Raw genomic sequence first — 15,920 nt, 5'->3', positions numbered from 1 at the left:
CGCCCTCGTCGCCGCCGCCCGCGAGGCGATGTCCAACGCCGCACGGCACGCGTTCGCCGCGCCGGAGGGCACGCCGCTGGTCCCGTCGGGCGACGTGACCGCCGGCCCCGTCGTGGGCGACGGCACCGCGACCGTCTCCGTGTTCGCCGAGGCGGAGCAGGGCCGCGTCGAGGTCTTCGTCCGCGACCGCGGCCGCGGCTTCGACCCCGCCGCCGTGCCCGCCGACCGCCGCGGCGTGTCCGAGTCGATCGTCGGCCGCATGCGCCGCGCCGGCGGACGCGCGACGATCCACTCCTCCCCCGGCGAGGGGACCGAGGTCGAACTGCTCCTGGAGGACCTGACATGACCGCACCGCCCAGCGTCGTCCTCGTCGACGACCACGCCCTCTTCCGCGCCGGCGTCCGCGCCGAGCTCGAGGGCCGCCCCGCCGGCACCGGGATGCCCTCCGCACCGGTGCGGGCGACCGTGCTCGGCGAGGCCGGCGACGTCGACGTCGCCGTCCGCCTGATCCTCGACCGGGAGCCCGACGTCGTCCTGCTCGACGTCCACATGCCCGGCGGCGGCGGCGCCGAGGTCCTGCGCCGCGTCCACGAGACCCGGCCCGGCCAGAAGGTCCTCGCCCTCTCGGTGTCCGACGAGCCGGAGGACGTGATCGCCCTCATCCGCGGCGGCGCCCGCGGGTACGTCACGAAGACGATCTCCGGCGACGAGCTCGGCGCGGCCATCGCGAAGGTCCGGGACGGCGACGCGGTGTTCTCGCCGCGGCTTGCCGGCTTCGTCCTCGACGCGTTCGCCGGTCGGATCGACACCGCCGTCGCGCTCGTCGCCGATCCCGAGCTCGACGGTCTCACCGACCGCGAGCGCGAGGTCCTGCGCCTGATCGCCCGCGGCTACATGTACAAGGAGATCGCCCGCCGGCTCTCGATCTCCCCCAAGACCGTCGAGCACCACGTCTCCGCCGTGCTGCGCAAGCTCCAGCTCTCCAACCGCCACGAGCTGACCCGCTGGGCCACGGAACGCCGCCTCGTGGACTGAGGACCGGGAGCGGGCCCGACCCGTGCGTCCCGGGCCCGCGCTGCTCCGGACGACGGCGGGGCACGGGCCACCCGGCCGGTTCGTACCGTCGGTAGGCGGCCGTTCCTACGCGCCAGTAGGATCCGCCTCATGGCCGCTCGGACGATCCTCTTCACCGGTTTCCCGGGCTTCATCGGCGCCCGCCTGATCCCGCTGCTGCTCGAGCAGGACCCGGACGCCACGGTCGTCGCGCTCGTCGAGCCGCGGATGGTCCCCAAGGCGCGGTCCGTCGCGCAGGAGCTCGGCCTCGACGACCGCCTGCAGATCCAGTCCGGCGACATCACCGCCCCGCGGCTCGGCCTCGACGAGGCGACGTACCGGCGCCTCGCCTCCGAGACCGTCGCGGTCCACCACCTCGCCGCGATCTACGACCTCGCGGTCCCGCTCTCGATCGCCGAGCGCGTGAACGTCGAGGGCACCCAGAACGTCGTCGACTTCTGTCGTGCCTGCGACCGCCTCGAGCGCCACAACTACGTGTCGACCGCCTACGTCGCCGGGCAGCGCCGCGGGACGGTGAAGGAGGCCGACCTCGCCGCCGGCCAGGCGTTCAAGAACCACTACGAGTCCACGAAGTTCGCCGCCGAGGTCCTCGTCCGCGCCTCGATGGACGACGTCCCCACCACGATCTACCGGCCGGGCATCGTCGTCGGCGACTCGAAGACCGGCGTCACCCAGAAGTTCGACGGTCCCTACTACCTGCTCCGCACGATCCAGGCGGCGATCGAGCGCCACACGCCGCTGATCCAGCCGGGCGCCATGACCGCCCCGTTCAACGTCGTCCCCGTCGACTTCGTGATCGACGCGATCGTCACCGGCGCGTCGCACCCCGAGTTCTCCGGGGAGACGCTCCACCTCGTCGACCCCGACCCGATCACCGCCGCCGAGCTCTACCGCCTGCTCTGCGTCGCCTACGCGGGCCGCGAGGCGAAGCTCCGCCTGCCCTGGAAGCTCGTCGACCAGTCGCTCCGCCTGTCGCTCGTCCGGCACCTGCTCGGCGGGACCCCGCGCGAGTCGCTGATCTACCTGAACCACCAGGTCCGCTACGACACCGCCCGCGCGACCGCGCTGCTCGCCGGCCGCGGCGTCCGCTGCCCGCCGACCGCCGACTACGTCGGGCCGATGGTCGCCTTCTTCCGCGAGCACCAGGACGACCCCGCCTTCGCCCCCCTGAAGTAGGTTCGACCGGAACTCCGGGCCGCCACGCGGGTTCCCATGAACGTGACGTCCCGCATCTCCCCCACGCGCTCCGCCGTCGCCGTCCTCGCCGTCCTCGTCCCGGTGCTCGTCGCCGCGACCCCGGCGGGTGCCGCACCCGGACCCCTCGACCCGACGGTGCTCTCCGTCGAGGCGAACGACACGCCCGTCGACGGTTGGAACGGGTGGCTGATCTGGAGCCGCCGCCAGGACGACGGCCGCTACGCCCTCGTCGCGCGCACCGCCACCGGCACGGGGCTCAGCCTGCCGATCGCGCCGCAGGACTCCCCGATCGACGCGAGCATCGGTCCCGGACCCGGTGGCGCCCCGACCGTCGTCTACGCCTCGTGCGCCACCACCACGACGGCCGTCCCGAGGGGCTGCGACGTCCACCGCCTCGACCTCACGACCGGCGTCGACGCGGCCGTGCCGGCGGCGTCGGACCCGCGGATCGACGAGCGCTTCCCGGCGATCTGGGGCGACCGCATCGCATTCTCCCGAGCCGTGTCGCGCAAGCACCCCGAGCGCGCGGGGATCGCGCTGGCCGACGTCACCGCCACCGCCCCGGTCGCCCCCACGATCTTCGGGACCCGCACCGAGAAGCGGGGCAAGCGCCGCGTCTCGTCGCCGTCCTACGGCCCGCAGGGCATCGACCTCCAGGGCACGACGCTCGCCGCGTCGTGGCGGACGTCCGGCGTCGGCCCCGAGCGCTGGCGCCTGATCGTCCGTCGCGGAGGCGGGGCACCGCGGACGGTGATCAGCGCGACCACCAACCGCCGGACGCTCAGCCGCCTCGGCCGCCCGGTGCTGTCGGCCGCCGACGTCGTCGCGCCCCAGCAGCGCGCCGGTGCGACCAGCCGCTCGGAGCTCGTCCGTACCACGCTGGACGGCAAGCGCGCCTGGACCCTCGGCTCCGGCTTCACCGACGCCCAGACCGAGCGCTACGGCTCGGCGCTCAGCGCGGTCGCCCGCACGACGGCCACGGACCTCGTCGTCGTCCGGCGCATCGCCAGCGACGGACGCTGGAGCTGCAAGCACCCGCTGCTGCCCGAGGCCCGCGGGTGCGAGCTCCTGTCGCTGAACGCCGCGACGCAGCCCTGGCGCCGGGTGAGGTAGACCGGGCCCCGCCCCGTGCGTCCCGGGTCCGGGCCACCCCGGACCTCGACGGGGCACGGGGCACCCGGAGAGGCAGACCGGGCCCCGCCCTACGGCGCGACCGGGACCGACGCGACCGAGCCGTCGGAGCCCACGCCGACGGCGAAGTGGTTCTTGAGGACCGTCTCGTCGAGGGCGCCCGCGGCCCGCAGGACGCCGGCGTCATCGGTGCCGGTGACCGCCCAGCTCGGCGGCTCGTCGCGCCACCGGGACGCGAAGATCGCCCCGGTCCCGGGCCCCAGCGTGCGGACGACCTTCCCGCCGGCGTCCGTCAGCCCGAGGCTCCGGCCGTCCTTCGCCGGCACGATCGGGATGCCGCTCGCCGGGGCACCGCGCTCGGACAGCCCGATCGACGGGTCGTCGCGCAGCTGGGCCCAGGTGCCGACCGCGATCCGCGCGGACTCCGGGTTGTACGAGCTGCGGACGAGGTTCGTGACCGCCGGGATCCCGTAGCGGACGAGCGCGTCGCGGACCATCCGGCACGACTGCGCGCGCTCCTCGCCGCACTCGACGCGCACCGGCCAGCGCTTGCCCTCCTGGCCGTGGAGGAACGGCTCCGGGAACGTCCCGACGACGCCGCGCGCGACGACCGGCGACCGCGGCCCGAGGTCCATCCAGATCGTGTCGCCCTCGCTGACCTTCGCGGTGCGGACCGTGTCGAGCGTCGGCAGCTTCTGGAGGTTGACGTCCTCCCCCGTGGCCTTCAGCGCGCCGGAGCGCACCGGCGAGCCGTTGACCCACAGCGTCCACGCGCGCCCGCCGGTCGCCCGGGCACCGGCGAGCTCGGAGACGGTGCCCGCCGCGTCGGCCCGGACGGTGGTGGCGCGCTGCAGGACCTGGATCGCGGGCTCGTCGTCGGACGCCTTCACGGCGCGCCGGTCGAGGAGCACCTTCGCGCCGTCGTCGCTGGTGATCAGGACCCGCACGCCGGCGCCCTTCTCGTCGATCTGGCCGCACCCCGCGACCCCGGCGACCGCCAGGACGGAGGCGACGAGCGCGGCCAGGTGCCGGACGCGGGACGGGCGGGCGGGCGACGTCAGCACGACGACCGATTCTAGGTGGCCCCGGCCGCCGCCGCCCCGCCCGTGGGAGCGCGCCACGGGGGCCGCGGATACGCTCGGACCATGACGGTGAACCTCACCCGGATCTACACGCGGACCGGGGACGCGGGCGAGACGCACCTGGGCGACATGAGCCGCGTGCCGAAGACCCATCCCCGGATCGAGGCGTACGGCGACATCGACGAGCTCAACAGCACCCTCGGCGTCGTCGTCACGCTCGAGGACCTGCCGGAGCGCTTCCGCCCGTGGCTCGTGCGGATCCAGAACGACCTGTTCGACCTGGGCGCCGACCTCTCCGTCCCGCACGACACGGACCACGAGCGCAAGGACCGGCTCCGGGCGACCCCCCAGCAGGTGACCTGGCTCGAGGAGCGCTGCGACGAGGTCAACGCCGAGCTGACGCCGCTGAAGTCCTTCCTGCTACCGGGCGGCGGCCCCGCGGCGGCGCACCTGCACGTCGCCCGCACGATCGCGCGCCGCAGCGAGCGCCGGGCCCTGGACGTCGAGGGCGCCAACCCGGAGGTCGTCCGGTACCTGAACCGGCTCTCGGACCTGCTGTTCATCCTCGCCCGCGCGTCCACCCGCGGGGACGAGCCGCTCTGGCAGCCGGGCGCGAGCCGCTGAGCGGGGCGGTCAGTCGCGGTCGTCGCGGGTCTCGGGCAGCGAGGCCGTCAGCGCGGCGAGCGTCAGGGCCAGGGCGACGAGAACCCCGACGACCACGACCGCCACGGTGTGGTCGCGGACCGTCCCGACGACGCCCCCGCCGCTCCGATCGGCGAGGGACACCGCGGTCAACGCGCCGAGCACCAGGAGCAGCACCGGCCCGACCAGCGCCCACGGGCGGTTCGTGGGGCGCTCGACCGGCCGGACGACGGGTCGCCGGCGCTGCCACTCGAGCAGCACGATCGCCGCGAGCGTCACCCAGAGCGCCGCACAGAGATAGCCGCCGAAGATGTCCGTGGGGTAGTGCGCGCCGACGGCGACCATCGCGATGCCCACACCGAGGGCGCAGAGCGCGCCGAGCACCGCGACGGTCGGGCGCATCCTCCGCGGGGCGACCAGCACGGCGAGCAGCGCGACCGTCATCGCGGCGGTGCTGTGCCCGGACGGCCAGGCGGCGTCGCCGATCGTCGCGCTGTACGCGACGTCGGGCCGCGCGCCGGCGAGCAGCTGCTTGATCCCCTGCGCCGACAGCTCGCTGCAGAGCATCGTCACGGGCACCACCAGCACCCACCGCCGGCGGCGCCGGACCGCCGCCACGAGCATCAGCGCGAGGCAGTACTGGAGGTACGACGACGGCGCCCCGAAGTGCGTGATCGCGTCCCAGCCGGCGTGGGTCTCGTCGTCGTCGAGCGGGCGCAGCGCGCTCAGGGTGCGGCCGTCGATGGTGTCCCCCAGTCCGGTCGGCCGCACGACGAGGCCGACGAAGAGGAACAGCGCGAAGAGGACGACGGCGGCGCGGGTCAGCCGTCGTTGCAGCAGGGATCGGTCGACGACGGGGGGCAAGGACGGTGGACGGTAGACGATCGTCCGGTGCGCCCCGCCGGCTGCGGATCAGGCGGCGGGCAGCACCGACTCGATCGTCTTCACGAGATCCTCGTCCTGCGGGGTGACCTTCGAGTTCCAGCGCTTGACGAGCTTCCCGTCGCCGTCGACGAGGTACTTCGTGAAGTTCCAGGAGGGCGGCGCGGACTCCGGCTGGCGGGCGAGGTCGGCCCACAGCGGGTGCGGGTCGGCGCGGACCGACATCTTCTCGGTGACGGGGAACGTGACGCCGTAGTTGCGCTGGCAGACCTCGCCGATCGCGTCGGCGTCGTCGTGCTCCTGGCCGGCGAAGTCGCCCGACGGGCAGCCCACAATCTCGAGGCCGCGCCCGTGGTACTCCTCGTAGAGCTTCTGCAGGCCCTCGAACTGCGGCGTGAACCCGCACTTGCTGGCGGTGTTCACGATCAGCGTGGGCTTGCCGTGCCGGCCGGCGAGGTCGAGCGTCCCGCCCTCGAGCAGGCCGACGTCGTGTGCGTAGACGTCCGTCGGCGCGTCGAGCTTCTTCGGACGCTTGGTGTACATGCGGAGAGTCGAGAGGATGCCCATACGAGCACTCTACGACCCGGTCCCCCCGGTGGATTCCGTCCGGGCCCCGCCGCGGCCCGGGCGGTCAGCCTCCGGACGAGGGCGTGCCGCGTCCCGTCTTCGTCTGCAGCTCGTCGATGAGCTTGGACGCGTCGGCCTTCGTCAGGCCGTCGGGCACCTCGACGCCGGCCTCCTGGGCGAGCGTCGAGACGTACGACAGCTGCGGCCCGGTCGCGGGCTCCCCACCCGTCGCCCACTCCGACGGATCCTTCTCGGGCGTCCGCTGCGGTGCCGCCTCGGGCGGCGTCCCGGCGTCGGGCTGCTGGTCGGGCGTCGACTCGCTCATGCCGGGTTCGCTACCCGGCCCGCCCCGCGCGAACCGCGGCGACGGAGGCTCAGGACGTCAGGCGCCCGGAGCCCGGCGCGCGTCGTCCGCCGTGGGACGTGCGCCGCCGTGCGCACCGGGGAGCACGTGATCCGCCAGGCCGGCGGGTGCGTCCTCGCGCGGGGTCGCGTCGACGGACCGTCGCGGGGCGTCGGACGTCCGGGGGGTCTGCGCCTCCGGGTGCCGGGGCGCGTCGACCGACGACGAGAGCGCCGAGATGAAGGTCTGGAGCGTCCGTTCGGTCTCGGCGAGCTGACGGCTCAGGCCCTGGACCGCATCGATCATCCGCTCGTTGCGACGGAGGTCCGGACCGGTCTGTCGGGCGATGCGCTGGTGGGGCGATTCGGTCGACATCCCCCCAAATACGTCCGATCACGCGATTTGGTTGCACCGAGTCTGACATTCGTCCTTCTGCCGGTCCGCCCTCGTCGCGACCACGACCCTCCGGCGTGCCCGGCGCCCGCGTCCACATCGTCCGATCGGCCAGTCCGCCACCGGACCGGCGACCGCACGCCCGGACGCGCCGAGGGGACGGGCATGCCCGAACCGTCCCGGCACCCCGACGTCGACGTGGTGCCCGATCTCAGGGGCCTGAGCGACGACGCCCGCCTGACGCTCGCGCTGCACGCCCTCGACGACGTGCGTCGTCAGCTCCAGAGCGCGCAGCGCACCCTGGCGGGATCGATGGCGGAGATCGCCGCGCTCGGCGGGTTCGACGACGAGCTTCCCGACGACCGCGAGGACTGACCGCCGAGGGGTCAGGCGCCGGTCGCCGAGCCGGGGTCCGGACGCCCGGCCGCCGGCGCGGACGACCGCCGCCGGGTCTCGATGCTCGCGGTGAGCCGGTCGACGATCCCGAGGCCCTCGACGATGCGGCCCCGCGCCGACGCCAGGTGCTGGAGCGCGACCGCCCCGGCGTCCGGCTGCTCCCGGGCGACCTCCTCGATCCGCCGCCGGAGGTCGGTCGCCGCGCGGGCGACGACATCGATCTCCTGTGGTCGGGGCACGTCCCCTCGTCGGGATCCGGCCTCGAGCCGCGCCAGCTGGTCGAGCACCGAGATCGCCTTCTGGTGGAGCTCGTGCGGGGTGAGGGAGCGGTCTGGCACGTCGGGTGCGGCGCGACCCGGGCGCGCCGCACCGGACAGCGGCGCGGTCGACGTCCGCCGATCGTCAGCGTGACCCCATGCTAGCCCAGCCCACGGCGCCGAAAGCCCTGCTCCTGAGCGTACGACGCACGCTCGCGCGAGGCGCTCAGCCGATGATGAGACCGGCGGCGATGACGACCAGCCCGACGACGATGAACGCCTTCCCGAGCCACTGGGCGAGGTTCTCCGGGACCTCCTGGGGCGCTCCGCCCTGCTGACGTCGCCGCTCCTCGATCCGCTCGGCCCGCTGCTGCGTCCGCGTGGCCAGCCCGCCCACATTGAAGACGCGAGCGGCGCCGTAGAGCACCAGGAGGACGCCGATGACCAGGAGCACGATCATGGGCGCAGCCTAGCGGCGCGGCGCCACTCCAGGGCGGTCGTCTCGCCGTTTGCAGGCATTCGTCGTCCGTCCTGGGCGAACACGAACATACGTTCGCATGAAGCACGTGCGCGTCACCGTCCGGGACTACAAGAAGGGGCAGCCGTGGGTCGTCGAGGCGGTCCACGACGAGGTCGTCGAGGTCCCCGACGGCGTGCCCTTCTGGGCGGCGGCCGACGAGGCGTGGCCGCGCGAGCGCCACACGGTCGAGCCGGCTCCGGGAGAGAAGGTCTACTGAAACCCCGGCCCGCCGACGCCGGCCCATCGGCGGGCCCGCGGGCCGACGGGCCCGGGAACGACGAAGCCCCCGCTCTCGCGGGGGCTTCGGTGAGGTACCGCTACCGGGATTCGAACCCGGGTTTCCGCCGTGAGAGGGCGGCGTCCTAGTCCCCTGGACGATAGCGGCGCGGGGCCGTGCGTCAGCGACGCGCGGAGCGGAGTTATACCACCTCGCCGCGAGGATGCGTCGCGACGTCCCCTCCCCTCGCGGTGCCCCCGGGGGCCGGTCGCGGACGCCGTGGGCCGGCCGCCGGATCGCGGGGCTCTGCGCTACAGTTCCCGCTCGCGATGCAGGTCGCGACGCCACGCGGATGTGGCGGAATTGGTAGACGCGCGGCGTTCAGGTCGCCGTGGGGGCAACCCCGTGGAGGTTCGAGTCCTCTCATCCGCACCTGCAGGAGGGCCCCGTCGTCAGACGGGGCCCTCCGTCTTTCCCGGGCCCCCGCCGGCGGGCAGCTCGACGACCATCCGGCAGCCGTGCGGGACCACCGCCTCGGCACGGATCGTGCCGCCGTGGAGCTCGACGATCGACCGGGAGATCGCGAGCCCGAGGCCGGAGCCCGGCGTCGTGCGCGACCGGTCGGAGCGGGCGAACCGCTCGAACACGCGCAGAGCGTCCCCCGCGTCGAGCCCCGGGCCGTCGTCCTCCACCTCGATCCGCACCCCGCCCGTGGGCGTCGCGCGGGCCCGGACGACGACGGTCGCCCCGGGCGCGTGGCGCTCCGCGTTCTGCAGCAGGTTGCCGAGCACCTGCCGCAACCGGTCGGGGTCGGCGTCGACGAGGAGCCCCTCCGGGGCGTCGACGGGGACGTCGACGAGGTCGGCGAGCGTCACCCGGCGGCGTTCCAGGGTGCTCGCCCCGGCGTCGAGGCGCGAGAGGTCGAGGAGCACGTCGGCGAGATCCCCCAGGCGCACCACCTGGCCGAGGAGCTCCTCGGGGTCGGCCGGCTGGACGCCGTCGGCGGCGTTCTCGAGCGCGGCACGCAGCGCCGCGACCGGGGTCCGAAGCTCGTGGGCGGCGTCGGCGACGAGGTCGCGGCGGATCCGGTCCGTCTCCTCCAGCTCGGCGGCCATCGTGTTGAACGCGTCCCCCAGCCGCGCGACCTCGTCGCGCCCGTGGACGACGACGCGCACCCCGCGCTCGCCGCCCGCGATCCGCCCGGCGGCGCGGGCCAGCTCGCGCAGCGGCGATGTCGTGCCCCGGGCGACGACCTGGACGGCGAGGAGGGAGACGACCAGCCCCGTCAGCGCCGCGAGCCGCAGCCGGACCCCGAGGGCGGAGGCGATCCACATCGTCGTGAGCGTCACCCCGAGCGCGAGGACGATGAGGAGCCCGAGGCGGAGCTTCAGCGACGGAAGGCGGTCCAGCGGCGCGCGGAGGAACGGCCGGGTCACGGCCGGTCGCCGAGCGCGTACCCGTGGCCGGTGACCGTCCGCACCACCCCGGCGCCGAGCTTGCGCCGCAGCGCCGCGACGTGCGAGTCGACGGTCCGCGTCGAGCCGGCCTCGTGCCAGTCCCACACCTCGGCGAGGAGCTCGTCGCGCGAGAACGCGCGACCTGGTCGCGCCGCGAGCGTGCCCAGCAGGTCGAGCTCCGTCGGCGTCAGCGGGACCTCGACGCCGTCCCGCAGCAGGCGGCGCGCGTCGAGGTCGAGGACGTCGTCCCCCACCGCGACCCGCGACGGTCCGTGGTCCTCGCCCGCACGCGCGGTGCGCCGGAGCACCGCGTGGACGCGCGCGACGAGCTCGCGCGGCGAGAACGGCTTGGTGACGTAGTCGTCGGCACCGATGCCGAGGCCCACGAGGAGATCGGCCTCGGCGTCCCGAGCGGTCAGGAAGACGACGGGCACCGGACGGTCGGCCTGGATCCGACGGCAGGCCTCGACGCCGTCGAAGCCCGGGAGCATCCAGTCCAGGACGACGAGGTCCGGTGCGACGCGCGCGCAGAGCTCGACCGCGTCCGGGCCGGTGCCGGCGACCTCGACGTCGAAGCCCTCGGCCCGCAGCCGCGCGGCCACGGCGCGGGCGATCGTCGCCTCGTCCTCCACCACCACGATCGTCCGCCGCCGCATCGGGGCGATGGTACGGGCGGACGGTGCCCCGGGCGTGCGGGCGATGTGCGGATCCTGTGCGGATCCGCGAGGGCCACACGGGCCGGGCGCGATCGGCTCCACCGCCGCCGCGGGGTTCCCCGGACCCGCCGGCCCGGGTCAGCCGCCGGCCAGCACCACGTCGAAGCCCTCGGCCCGGAGGACCTCCACCACGACGTCGCGGTGGTCGCCCTGGAGCTCGATGACGCCGTCCTTCGCGGAGCCGCCGACGCCGCAGCGCTTCTTCAGCCGACCGGCGAGCTCGCGGAGCCCGTCGTCGTCGAGCGGCACGCCCGACACCGTGGTCGCGGTCTTGCCGCGGCGTCCGGCGGTCTCGCGGCGGACCTTCACGCGGCCGCCGGCGTCGGCCTGCGGCGGCTTCGGGGCTCCCCCGCCCTTCCGGCCCTTCTTCCCGCCCGGACGGCCGCCGCCCGGGCCGTCGCGGCGCCGGGTGTCCCCGCCGTCGCTCGACCACACGAGGTCCTCGTCGCGTCGCGGGATCCGGGGCATGGCCGGGGACGCTAGCCGAGTCGCCGTGGGCGCATCCGCCCGGGCACCCGGCCTGCCGGGGGCGACTGCGATGATCGGAGCGATGGGCGGCCCCCGCGACGACGACGAGCGCTTCGGGTACGGCGCACGTCGCGGGTGGCGTGCACCGAAGGGCGCCGGTGGCCCCGGGCGCCGGCGGCAACGCCACCGCGGTCCCCGTCCGTCACCGGACGCGGCGGAGGACCGCGCAGCCCCCGGCCCGGGGTCCACGGCGGACCGGATCGCCCGCGTCGCCGGGCTCGACCCCGAGGACGCCGCCGACCTGGCCGGCCACGAGCTGCCGCCGCCCGGCGCGCCCGCGGTGCTGCCCGCGGGCCTGCGGGCGCTCGGGGAGCTGCTCCGGACCGCGCGCCGGGCGTCCGACGCCGCGCAGGACCGCGCGGACCAGGCGGCCGAGCACCGCTCCCGCGACGCCTCCCGCGCCCGCAACCGGGTCGACCGGGCGGAGGAGCGCGAGTCCCGGCAGGCCGCGAAGGCCGCGCACGAGCAGGGCGAGCGGCAGCGACTGACGGGGGAGCTCGAACGCGCCCACGCCCGGCTGTCGCAGACCGCCGCCGAGCGCGACCGCCTGCGGGAGCTCGCCGACGGCCCCCGCGGTGACGCCGCACCGCGGCACGACGACGCCGAAATCGCCGGGCTGCTCGCGCGCGTCGCGGATCTCGAGGCGCAGCTCGTCGACCGGGCGGTGGCGCTCGAGGAGCTCACCGACGCCGTCGAGCGCGCGGACGCCGACCGCGAGCACCTGCGCGGCGCCGCGCGGCGGCTGCGGCGCCTGGCGCTCGAGGCCGGGAGCCCCGACGTCGACCTCGTCGACCCGGAGGACCACGGGCCGTTGCGCGTCGACGACCTGCCGCACGTGCGGACGGTGCTCGAGGCCGTCGAGCTCGCCGCCGCGCACGCCGAGCACCTCGTCTACACCGAGCGGGCGTTCACCACGGCGCGCACCGCGCCCTACGACGAGCCGCGCAAGCTCCTGCGGGACCTCGTCGCGCTGGACCGGGTCGCGGCCGCGTGGGCCGTCGAGGGCGGGGTCGGGCGGCCGATCCGCGACGTGGCGCTCGCCGAGCAGCTCGAGTGGGCCGACGACGTGTCGACGACCGCCCGCAACCAGAACGCTCGCGAGTACCGGTTCTCGCACGAGGGGCGGCCGCTGTGGGCGGGGCCGCACGTGCGGGTCGCGACGGGCCGCGGGCTGCAGCGCACCTGCCGGATCTACCTGGCGCTCGTGAAGGGCACCGAGCCGGATCTGGCCGGGCTCCCTCGCGGGGTGTACGTGGGCCCGGTCGGACGGCACCTGAGCGACTCGACCAGCGGCTGACGTCAGCCGCCGCGGGCCGCGCGGCGGAGCGCGATGTTGCGGCGCGCGGCCTCGCGCCAGGGGATCGGCTCGGCGCCGAGCGCGATCGCCCGCTCGCGACCCTCGCGCGTGAGGTCGTAGTGGTCGTGCCACGGCCGGCCGGGCTTCGACTGGAACCAGACGCGGCGCAGGCCGAGCCGGTCGGCGAACGCGTGGAGCTCCTCGACGGTGTCGGCCTGCAGGTGGCCGCCTCCGCTCCAGCGGCCCCACTCGCCCTCGACGAAGCCGTCGTCCACCCTGACCGTCACGGGGGACGATCATGACGGACGACGGCGGACCGTCCCTGACGGCGCGCGGCGGATCCGCCGCGCGCCCCGTCGGATCAGCGGACGTGCAGCGCGACGCGCGAGGCGGCGCCCGTCGCGACGACGTAGCGCCCGCGGCGGACCGCGGCGCGCGGCCGCAGGACGACGCGGCCGTGCGACAGGCGCGCGGTCGCGACGGTGCGCCCGGCGCGGGTCAGGCGGATGCGGGTCCCGGCCTTCGCCGCCGAGCCCGTCACCCTGCAGGTGACGCGGCGACCGCTGGAGGTCACCTTGCAGCTGACCTTGACGCGGCCCGCCGGGCCGCGGGCGCCGGTGTTGCCCTTCGCGCCCTTCGCCCCGGCCGGACCCTGCGGGCCGGTCGCTCCCGTGTCGCCCTTCGCCCCGGTCGCACCGGTCGCGCCGGCCGTCCCCGGGACGCCCTGGTCGCCCTTCGCGCCGGCGTCGCCCTTCGCCCCGTCGGCGCCGTTGCTGCCGTTCGTGCCGTTGGTGCCGTTCTGTGCGGCCTGCACCGGGACGGTGGTGTCGCTGTCGACGACGGTCGTGCCGGACGTCGACGTCCAGGTCACGCGGCAGACGAGCGGCCGGCCGACGTCGGCGGAGGTCAGCGCGTACGTCGCGGACGTCGCGCCCGCGACCACGCGACCGCCACGGGTCCACTGGATCGCGGAGGAGTCGCCGTTGGTCGCGGCGCCCGGCGCGCAGGTCAGCGTGCTGCCGACGACCGCGGTGCCCGAGACCGACGGGGCCGTCGTCACCACGGGCCGGAGCGTGAAGCGCCACAGCTCGGTGGTCTTGCCGCTGGCCGTGACCTTGAACGGCGTCGTCGCGCCCGCGGCGCCGGGATCCTTCGCCTGCTCGAACCCGAAGTCGTTGTCGTCCTGCACGGCCAGGTCGCCGTTCGGGAAGACGCCGATGCCCTCGGGCTTGTCGTGGTCGTACCCGGCGGCCGTGAGGTCCAGGCGCAGGGTCTTCGTCACGGGCGCGACGCCGGCGGCGTTGCTCGACTCGAGCGTCGTGTCCTCGCCGTCCTGAGAGCCGCCCGCCAGGTTCGAGGCCCCCGCGAGGTCGATCTCGTAGACCTTCTTGTAGCCCTTCGTCGGGTCGGAGGTGACGTTGTCGTGCTCGTCGACCAGCAGGTGCGTCGCGTCCAGGGCGGCGATGTCGGAGTTGCTGATGTCGCTCTGCTTCGTGATCGTGCCGTCGGGCACGGCCAGGTCGAGCCGGTACACGAACTCGCCGGTGAGCTTCGGGGCGCCCGGATCGGTCACGTCGAACCGGACGAGGCGGAGCGTCCGCTGGTCGCCGGCACCGGCCCCGGTCCCGCGGGCGGTCTCGAGCGACGACTGCATCAGGCCGAACAGCGTGCGGCCGTCCTTGCTGAGCGTCGCGCCCTCCATGCCGCGGTTCTGCTTCCGGAACGCGAAGGCGCGCGGCAGGACCTGGAACGACGGGACGACGCTCTCGTCGGCGGCGGGGAACTTCGTCGGGTTCCCCGTGTCGGCACCGACCTGCACGCCCGCGGGGACGATCCGGCCGAGCAGGGTGCCGTCCGCGGCGACGTGGGCGATCGTCGGGCGGTACTCGTCGCCGATCCAGAAGCTCCCGTCCCGCGGATCGACGGAGATCGACTCGGTGTCGAGGCCGTACGGGTCGGACGGCAGCAGGGTCAGGCCGTCGGCCGCGTACGGGACCTCGTCTGCCGCGTTGCCGATCTTGTACGAGCTGGTCGTCTGCGCGTCCTTCACCGGCAGGCCGGAGTTCGCCGCCTGCGAGGCCGTCGCGATCTGGGGAAGGCCGGTGATCTGGTTCTGCGGTCCGGCCACGATGCCCTTCGCCGGGTCTGGATGCGCCTTCAGATACGCCTGGGCCGGGTTCACGGCGCCGGCCTTCAGCTTGATCGGGATCCGCTGGAGGACGGTCAGCTGCCCGCTGTCCTCGATCCGGACGCGGTAGATCGTCGGGGTGAAGCCGGGGGCCAGGAACGTGCGCCGGGCGGCCCCGTCCACCGTCGAGGCAGGATCCGTCGCGGACGTCACGACCGGCAGGCCGTTCGGACCGCGGTCGCTGACCGTCCAGTACTCGCGGTCGTTGATCGGCGCGAACGCCGACCAGCCGCCCTCGACGACCGCCGGGGTGTAGAGCTCGGCGCCGGGCAGCACGAACGGCTGGGTCCAGATCGCCGGCGTGCCGACCTTCACGTACCCGGCTGCGTGCGCCGCGGTCGGGGCGAGCAGCGCGGCTGGAAGCGCCGCGGCGAGGGCGAGCCGGCCGGCGGTGCGGCGGCGGGAACGGGTGCTGGTCATGCGGACCTCGGGATCGGGACGCGCGTCCGACGACCCCGACGGGCCGCCCGAGGCGCGACCGTCCGATCCTGCGCCCCGGGGACCCCCCGCCCGTCACCGTCGTGTGGCCGAGCGGTGACCCTCCGGTGAACGGCGTCCACCGCAAGGTACCGCGCCGGACGGGGCGGTGGCCCACCCGCCGGGCGGTCGCCGGTCCGACCGGGACGGGCACCCGCTCAGCGCGAGCGCGTGCGGTGCGACCAGACCGCCTGCTGCAGCCAGCTCGTCGCGCGGCCCGCCTCGTCGACCGCCGACGGATCGTCCTCGCGGCGACGCCAGCGGGTGGTCGTGACCTCCCCGACGCCCTCGGTCGCCAGCGACGACGAGGAGCGGCGCCGGCGACCCGGGCGGGCGGCACCGGCGGCCGTGGTCTCGGTGTCGCGCAGGCGTCGTGGCACGCTGCGGACGAACGCCGACGCCCGGACGCTGCGCAGCCTGGTCGACTCGCGGAGGCCCTGGACGCCCTCGAGCGCGAGCGCGAGCTGCGGCAGCGCACGCCGGACCGGGGTCGCGGGCTCCCGGTCCTCGTCCTCCGTCTCCCCAGCGGTCGCCGCGGCGGGCCCCGCGGGGACGA

General features: G+C 75.3%; 21 protein-coding genes and 2 tRNA genes. 9 read left to right on the top strand and 14 right to left on the bottom strand.

Going from position 1 to position 15,920, the window contains the following annotated elements; all coding sequences use genetic code 11:
• The 4 genes from PATMI_RS37625 to PATMI_RS0117100 all read left to right on the top strand — a co-directional run.
• Window positions 1-346: ATP-binding protein (locus PATMI_RS37625; protein ID WP_036728584.1), on the top strand; the 346-nt coding region annotated here is incomplete at its 5' end.
• The gene (locus PATMI_RS0117110; protein WP_026911758.1) at window positions 343-1,035 is read left to right on the top strand and encodes a LuxR C-terminal-related transcriptional regulator; all 693 of its coding nucleotides are present in this window, start codon (window positions 343-345) and stop codon (window positions 1,033-1,035) included. The genes PATMI_RS37625 and PATMI_RS0117110, both read left to right, overlap by 4 nt.
• A gap of 129 nt (window positions 1,036-1,164) precedes the next feature.
• A complete protein-coding gene (locus PATMI_RS0117105) occupies window positions 1,165-2,250 on the top strand; it encodes an SDR family oxidoreductase (RefSeq protein ID WP_036726038.1) in 1,086 nt (361 codons plus the stop codon).
• Window positions 2,251-2,286: 36 nt separating this feature from the next.
• On the top strand, window positions 2,287-3,384 hold the full coding sequence (locus tag PATMI_RS0117100; RefSeq protein ID WP_026911756.1) for a hypothetical protein: 1,098 nt from the start codon (window positions 2,287-2,289) through the stop codon (window positions 3,382-3,384).
• Between the two features lie 89 nt (window positions 3,385-3,473).
• Here the strand turns inward: PATMI_RS0117100 and PATMI_RS0117095 are convergent, their stop codons facing one another.
• The gene (locus PATMI_RS0117095) at window positions 3,474-4,466 is read right to left on the bottom strand and encodes a hypothetical protein (RefSeq protein ID WP_026911755.1); all 993 of its coding nucleotides are present in this window, start codon (window positions 4,464-4,466) and stop codon (window positions 3,474-3,476) included.
• Window positions 4,467-4,547: 81 nt separating this feature from the next.
• On the opposite strand from PATMI_RS0117095, the gene PATMI_RS0117090 reads away from it, so the two are divergent.
• Window positions 4,548-5,108 carry a cob(I)yrinic acid a,c-diamide adenosyltransferase gene (locus PATMI_RS0117090; RefSeq protein WP_026911754.1) on the top strand — a complete coding sequence of 187 codons (561 nt, stop codon included), beginning with the start codon at window positions 4,548-4,550 and terminating at the stop codon, window positions 5,106-5,108.
• Window positions 5,109-5,117: 9 nt separating this feature from the next.
• Here the strand turns inward: PATMI_RS0117090 and PATMI_RS34870 are convergent, their stop codons facing one another.
• From PATMI_RS34870 to PATMI_RS0117070, 4 genes are all read right to left on the bottom strand, one after another.
• Window positions 5,118-5,990 (bottom strand): phosphatase PAP2 family protein, encoded by an 873-nt coding sequence (locus PATMI_RS34870; RefSeq protein WP_051471906.1) that lies wholly within the window; start codon window positions 5,988-5,990, stop codon window positions 5,118-5,120.
• A gap of 48 nt (window positions 5,991-6,038) precedes the next feature.
• A complete protein-coding gene (locus PATMI_RS31065) occupies window positions 6,039-6,551 on the bottom strand; it encodes a glutathione peroxidase (RefSeq protein WP_084270370.1) in 513 nt (170 codons plus the stop codon).
• An 88-nt stretch (window positions 6,552-6,639) separates the two neighbouring features.
• Window positions 6,640-6,900, bottom strand: coding sequence for a DUF3072 domain-containing protein (locus PATMI_RS31060; RefSeq protein WP_051471904.1), 261 nt, complete (start codon window positions 6,898-6,900; stop codon window positions 6,640-6,642).
• Window positions 6,901-6,957: 57 nt separating this feature from the next.
• Window positions 6,958-7,293, bottom strand: a complete 336-nt coding sequence (locus PATMI_RS0117070) for a hypothetical protein (protein ID WP_026911753.1) — start codon at window positions 7,291-7,293, stop codon at window positions 6,958-6,960.
• A 183-nt stretch (window positions 7,294-7,476) separates the two neighbouring features.
• Between PATMI_RS0117070 and PATMI_RS0117065 the strand changes: the two genes are divergently transcribed.
• Window positions 7,477-7,686 (top strand): hypothetical protein, encoded by a 210-nt coding sequence (locus PATMI_RS0117065; RefSeq protein ID WP_026911752.1) that lies wholly within the window; start codon window positions 7,477-7,479, stop codon window positions 7,684-7,686.
• Between the two features lie 11 nt (window positions 7,687-7,697).
• On the opposite strand, the gene PATMI_RS0117060 is transcribed toward PATMI_RS0117065, so the two are convergent.
• Both PATMI_RS0117060 and PATMI_RS0117055 read right to left on the bottom strand, forming a co-directional pair.
• Window positions 7,698-8,045 (bottom strand): hypothetical protein, encoded by a 348-nt coding sequence (locus tag PATMI_RS0117060; RefSeq protein WP_026911751.1) that lies wholly within the window; start codon window positions 8,043-8,045, stop codon window positions 7,698-7,700.
• Window positions 8,046-8,190: 145 nt separating this feature from the next.
• The gene (locus PATMI_RS0117055; RefSeq protein ID WP_026911750.1) at window positions 8,191-8,424 is read right to left on the bottom strand and encodes a hypothetical protein; all 234 of its coding nucleotides are present in this window, start codon (window positions 8,422-8,424) and stop codon (window positions 8,191-8,193) included.
• 97 nt (window positions 8,425-8,521) lie between these two features.
• Here PATMI_RS0117055 and PATMI_RS0117050 point away from each other — a divergent pair, with 97 nt between their 5' ends.
• Entirely contained in the window at window positions 8,522-8,701 is a 180-nt protein-coding gene (locus PATMI_RS0117050; RefSeq protein ID WP_026911749.1) for a hypothetical protein, read from the top strand.
• A gap of 95 nt (window positions 8,702-8,796) precedes the next feature.
• Here the strand turns inward: PATMI_RS0117050 and PATMI_RS0117045 are convergent.
• Window positions 8,797-8,869: transfer RNA gene (locus PATMI_RS0117045), tRNA-Glu, on the bottom strand.
• Window positions 8,870-9,049: 180 nt separating this feature from the next.
• On the opposite strand from PATMI_RS0117045, the gene PATMI_RS0117040 reads away from it, so the two are divergent.
• A tRNA-Leu gene (locus PATMI_RS0117040) sits at window positions 9,050-9,133 on the top strand.
• Between the two features lie 20 nt (window positions 9,134-9,153).
• Here the strand turns inward: PATMI_RS0117040 and PATMI_RS31055 are convergent.
• From PATMI_RS31055 to PATMI_RS0117025, 3 genes are all read right to left on the bottom strand, one after another.
• Window positions 9,154-10,137 (bottom strand): sensor histidine kinase, encoded by a 984-nt coding sequence (locus tag PATMI_RS31055; protein WP_051471902.1) that lies wholly within the window; start codon window positions 10,135-10,137, stop codon window positions 9,154-9,156.
• Window positions 10,134-10,814 carry a response regulator transcription factor gene (locus tag PATMI_RS0117030; protein ID WP_026911748.1) on the bottom strand — a complete coding sequence of 227 codons (681 nt, stop codon included), beginning with the start codon at window positions 10,812-10,814 and terminating at the stop codon, window positions 10,134-10,136. Before PATMI_RS0117030 ends, PATMI_RS31055 begins: the two co-directional genes overlap by 4 nt.
• Window positions 10,815-10,952: 138 nt before the next feature.
• Entirely contained in the window at window positions 10,953-11,342 is a 390-nt protein-coding gene (locus PATMI_RS0117025) for a translation initiation factor (protein WP_026911747.1), read from the bottom strand.
• An 82-nt stretch (window positions 11,343-11,424) separates the two neighbouring features.
• Between PATMI_RS0117025 and PATMI_RS0117020 the strand changes: the two genes are divergently transcribed.
• Entirely contained in the window at window positions 11,425-12,699 is a 1,275-nt protein-coding gene (locus PATMI_RS0117020) for a coiled-coil domain-containing protein (RefSeq protein ID WP_026911746.1), read from the top strand.
• 2 nt (window positions 12,700-12,701) lie between these two features.
• Here the strand turns inward: PATMI_RS0117020 and PATMI_RS0117015 are convergent, their stop codons facing one another.
• The 3 genes from PATMI_RS0117015 to PATMI_RS37620 all read right to left on the bottom strand — a co-directional run.
• A complete protein-coding gene (locus tag PATMI_RS0117015; RefSeq protein WP_026911745.1) occupies window positions 12,702-12,986 on the bottom strand; it encodes a DUF4031 domain-containing protein in 285 nt (94 codons plus the stop codon).
• Window positions 12,987-13,060: 74 nt separating this feature from the next.
• On the bottom strand, window positions 13,061-15,307 hold the full coding sequence (locus PATMI_RS38560) for an esterase-like activity of phytase family protein (RefSeq protein WP_051471900.1): 2,247 nt from the start codon (window positions 15,305-15,307) through the stop codon (window positions 13,061-13,063).
• A gap of 215 nt (window positions 15,308-15,522) precedes the next feature.
• Window positions 15,523-15,920 (bottom strand): hypothetical protein (locus PATMI_RS37620; protein ID WP_036726034.1); only part of this gene is annotated, 398 nt, incomplete at its 5' end.

The organism is Patulibacter minatonensis DSM 18081, from assembly GCF_000519325.1.
GTDB classification, from domain to species: domain Bacteria; phylum Actinomycetota; class Thermoleophilia; order Solirubrobacterales; family Solirubrobacteraceae; genus Patulibacter; species Patulibacter minatonensis.
Note: the sequence above shows the minus strand (reverse complement) of the source record. Positions and strands in the feature narration are given on the sequence as shown.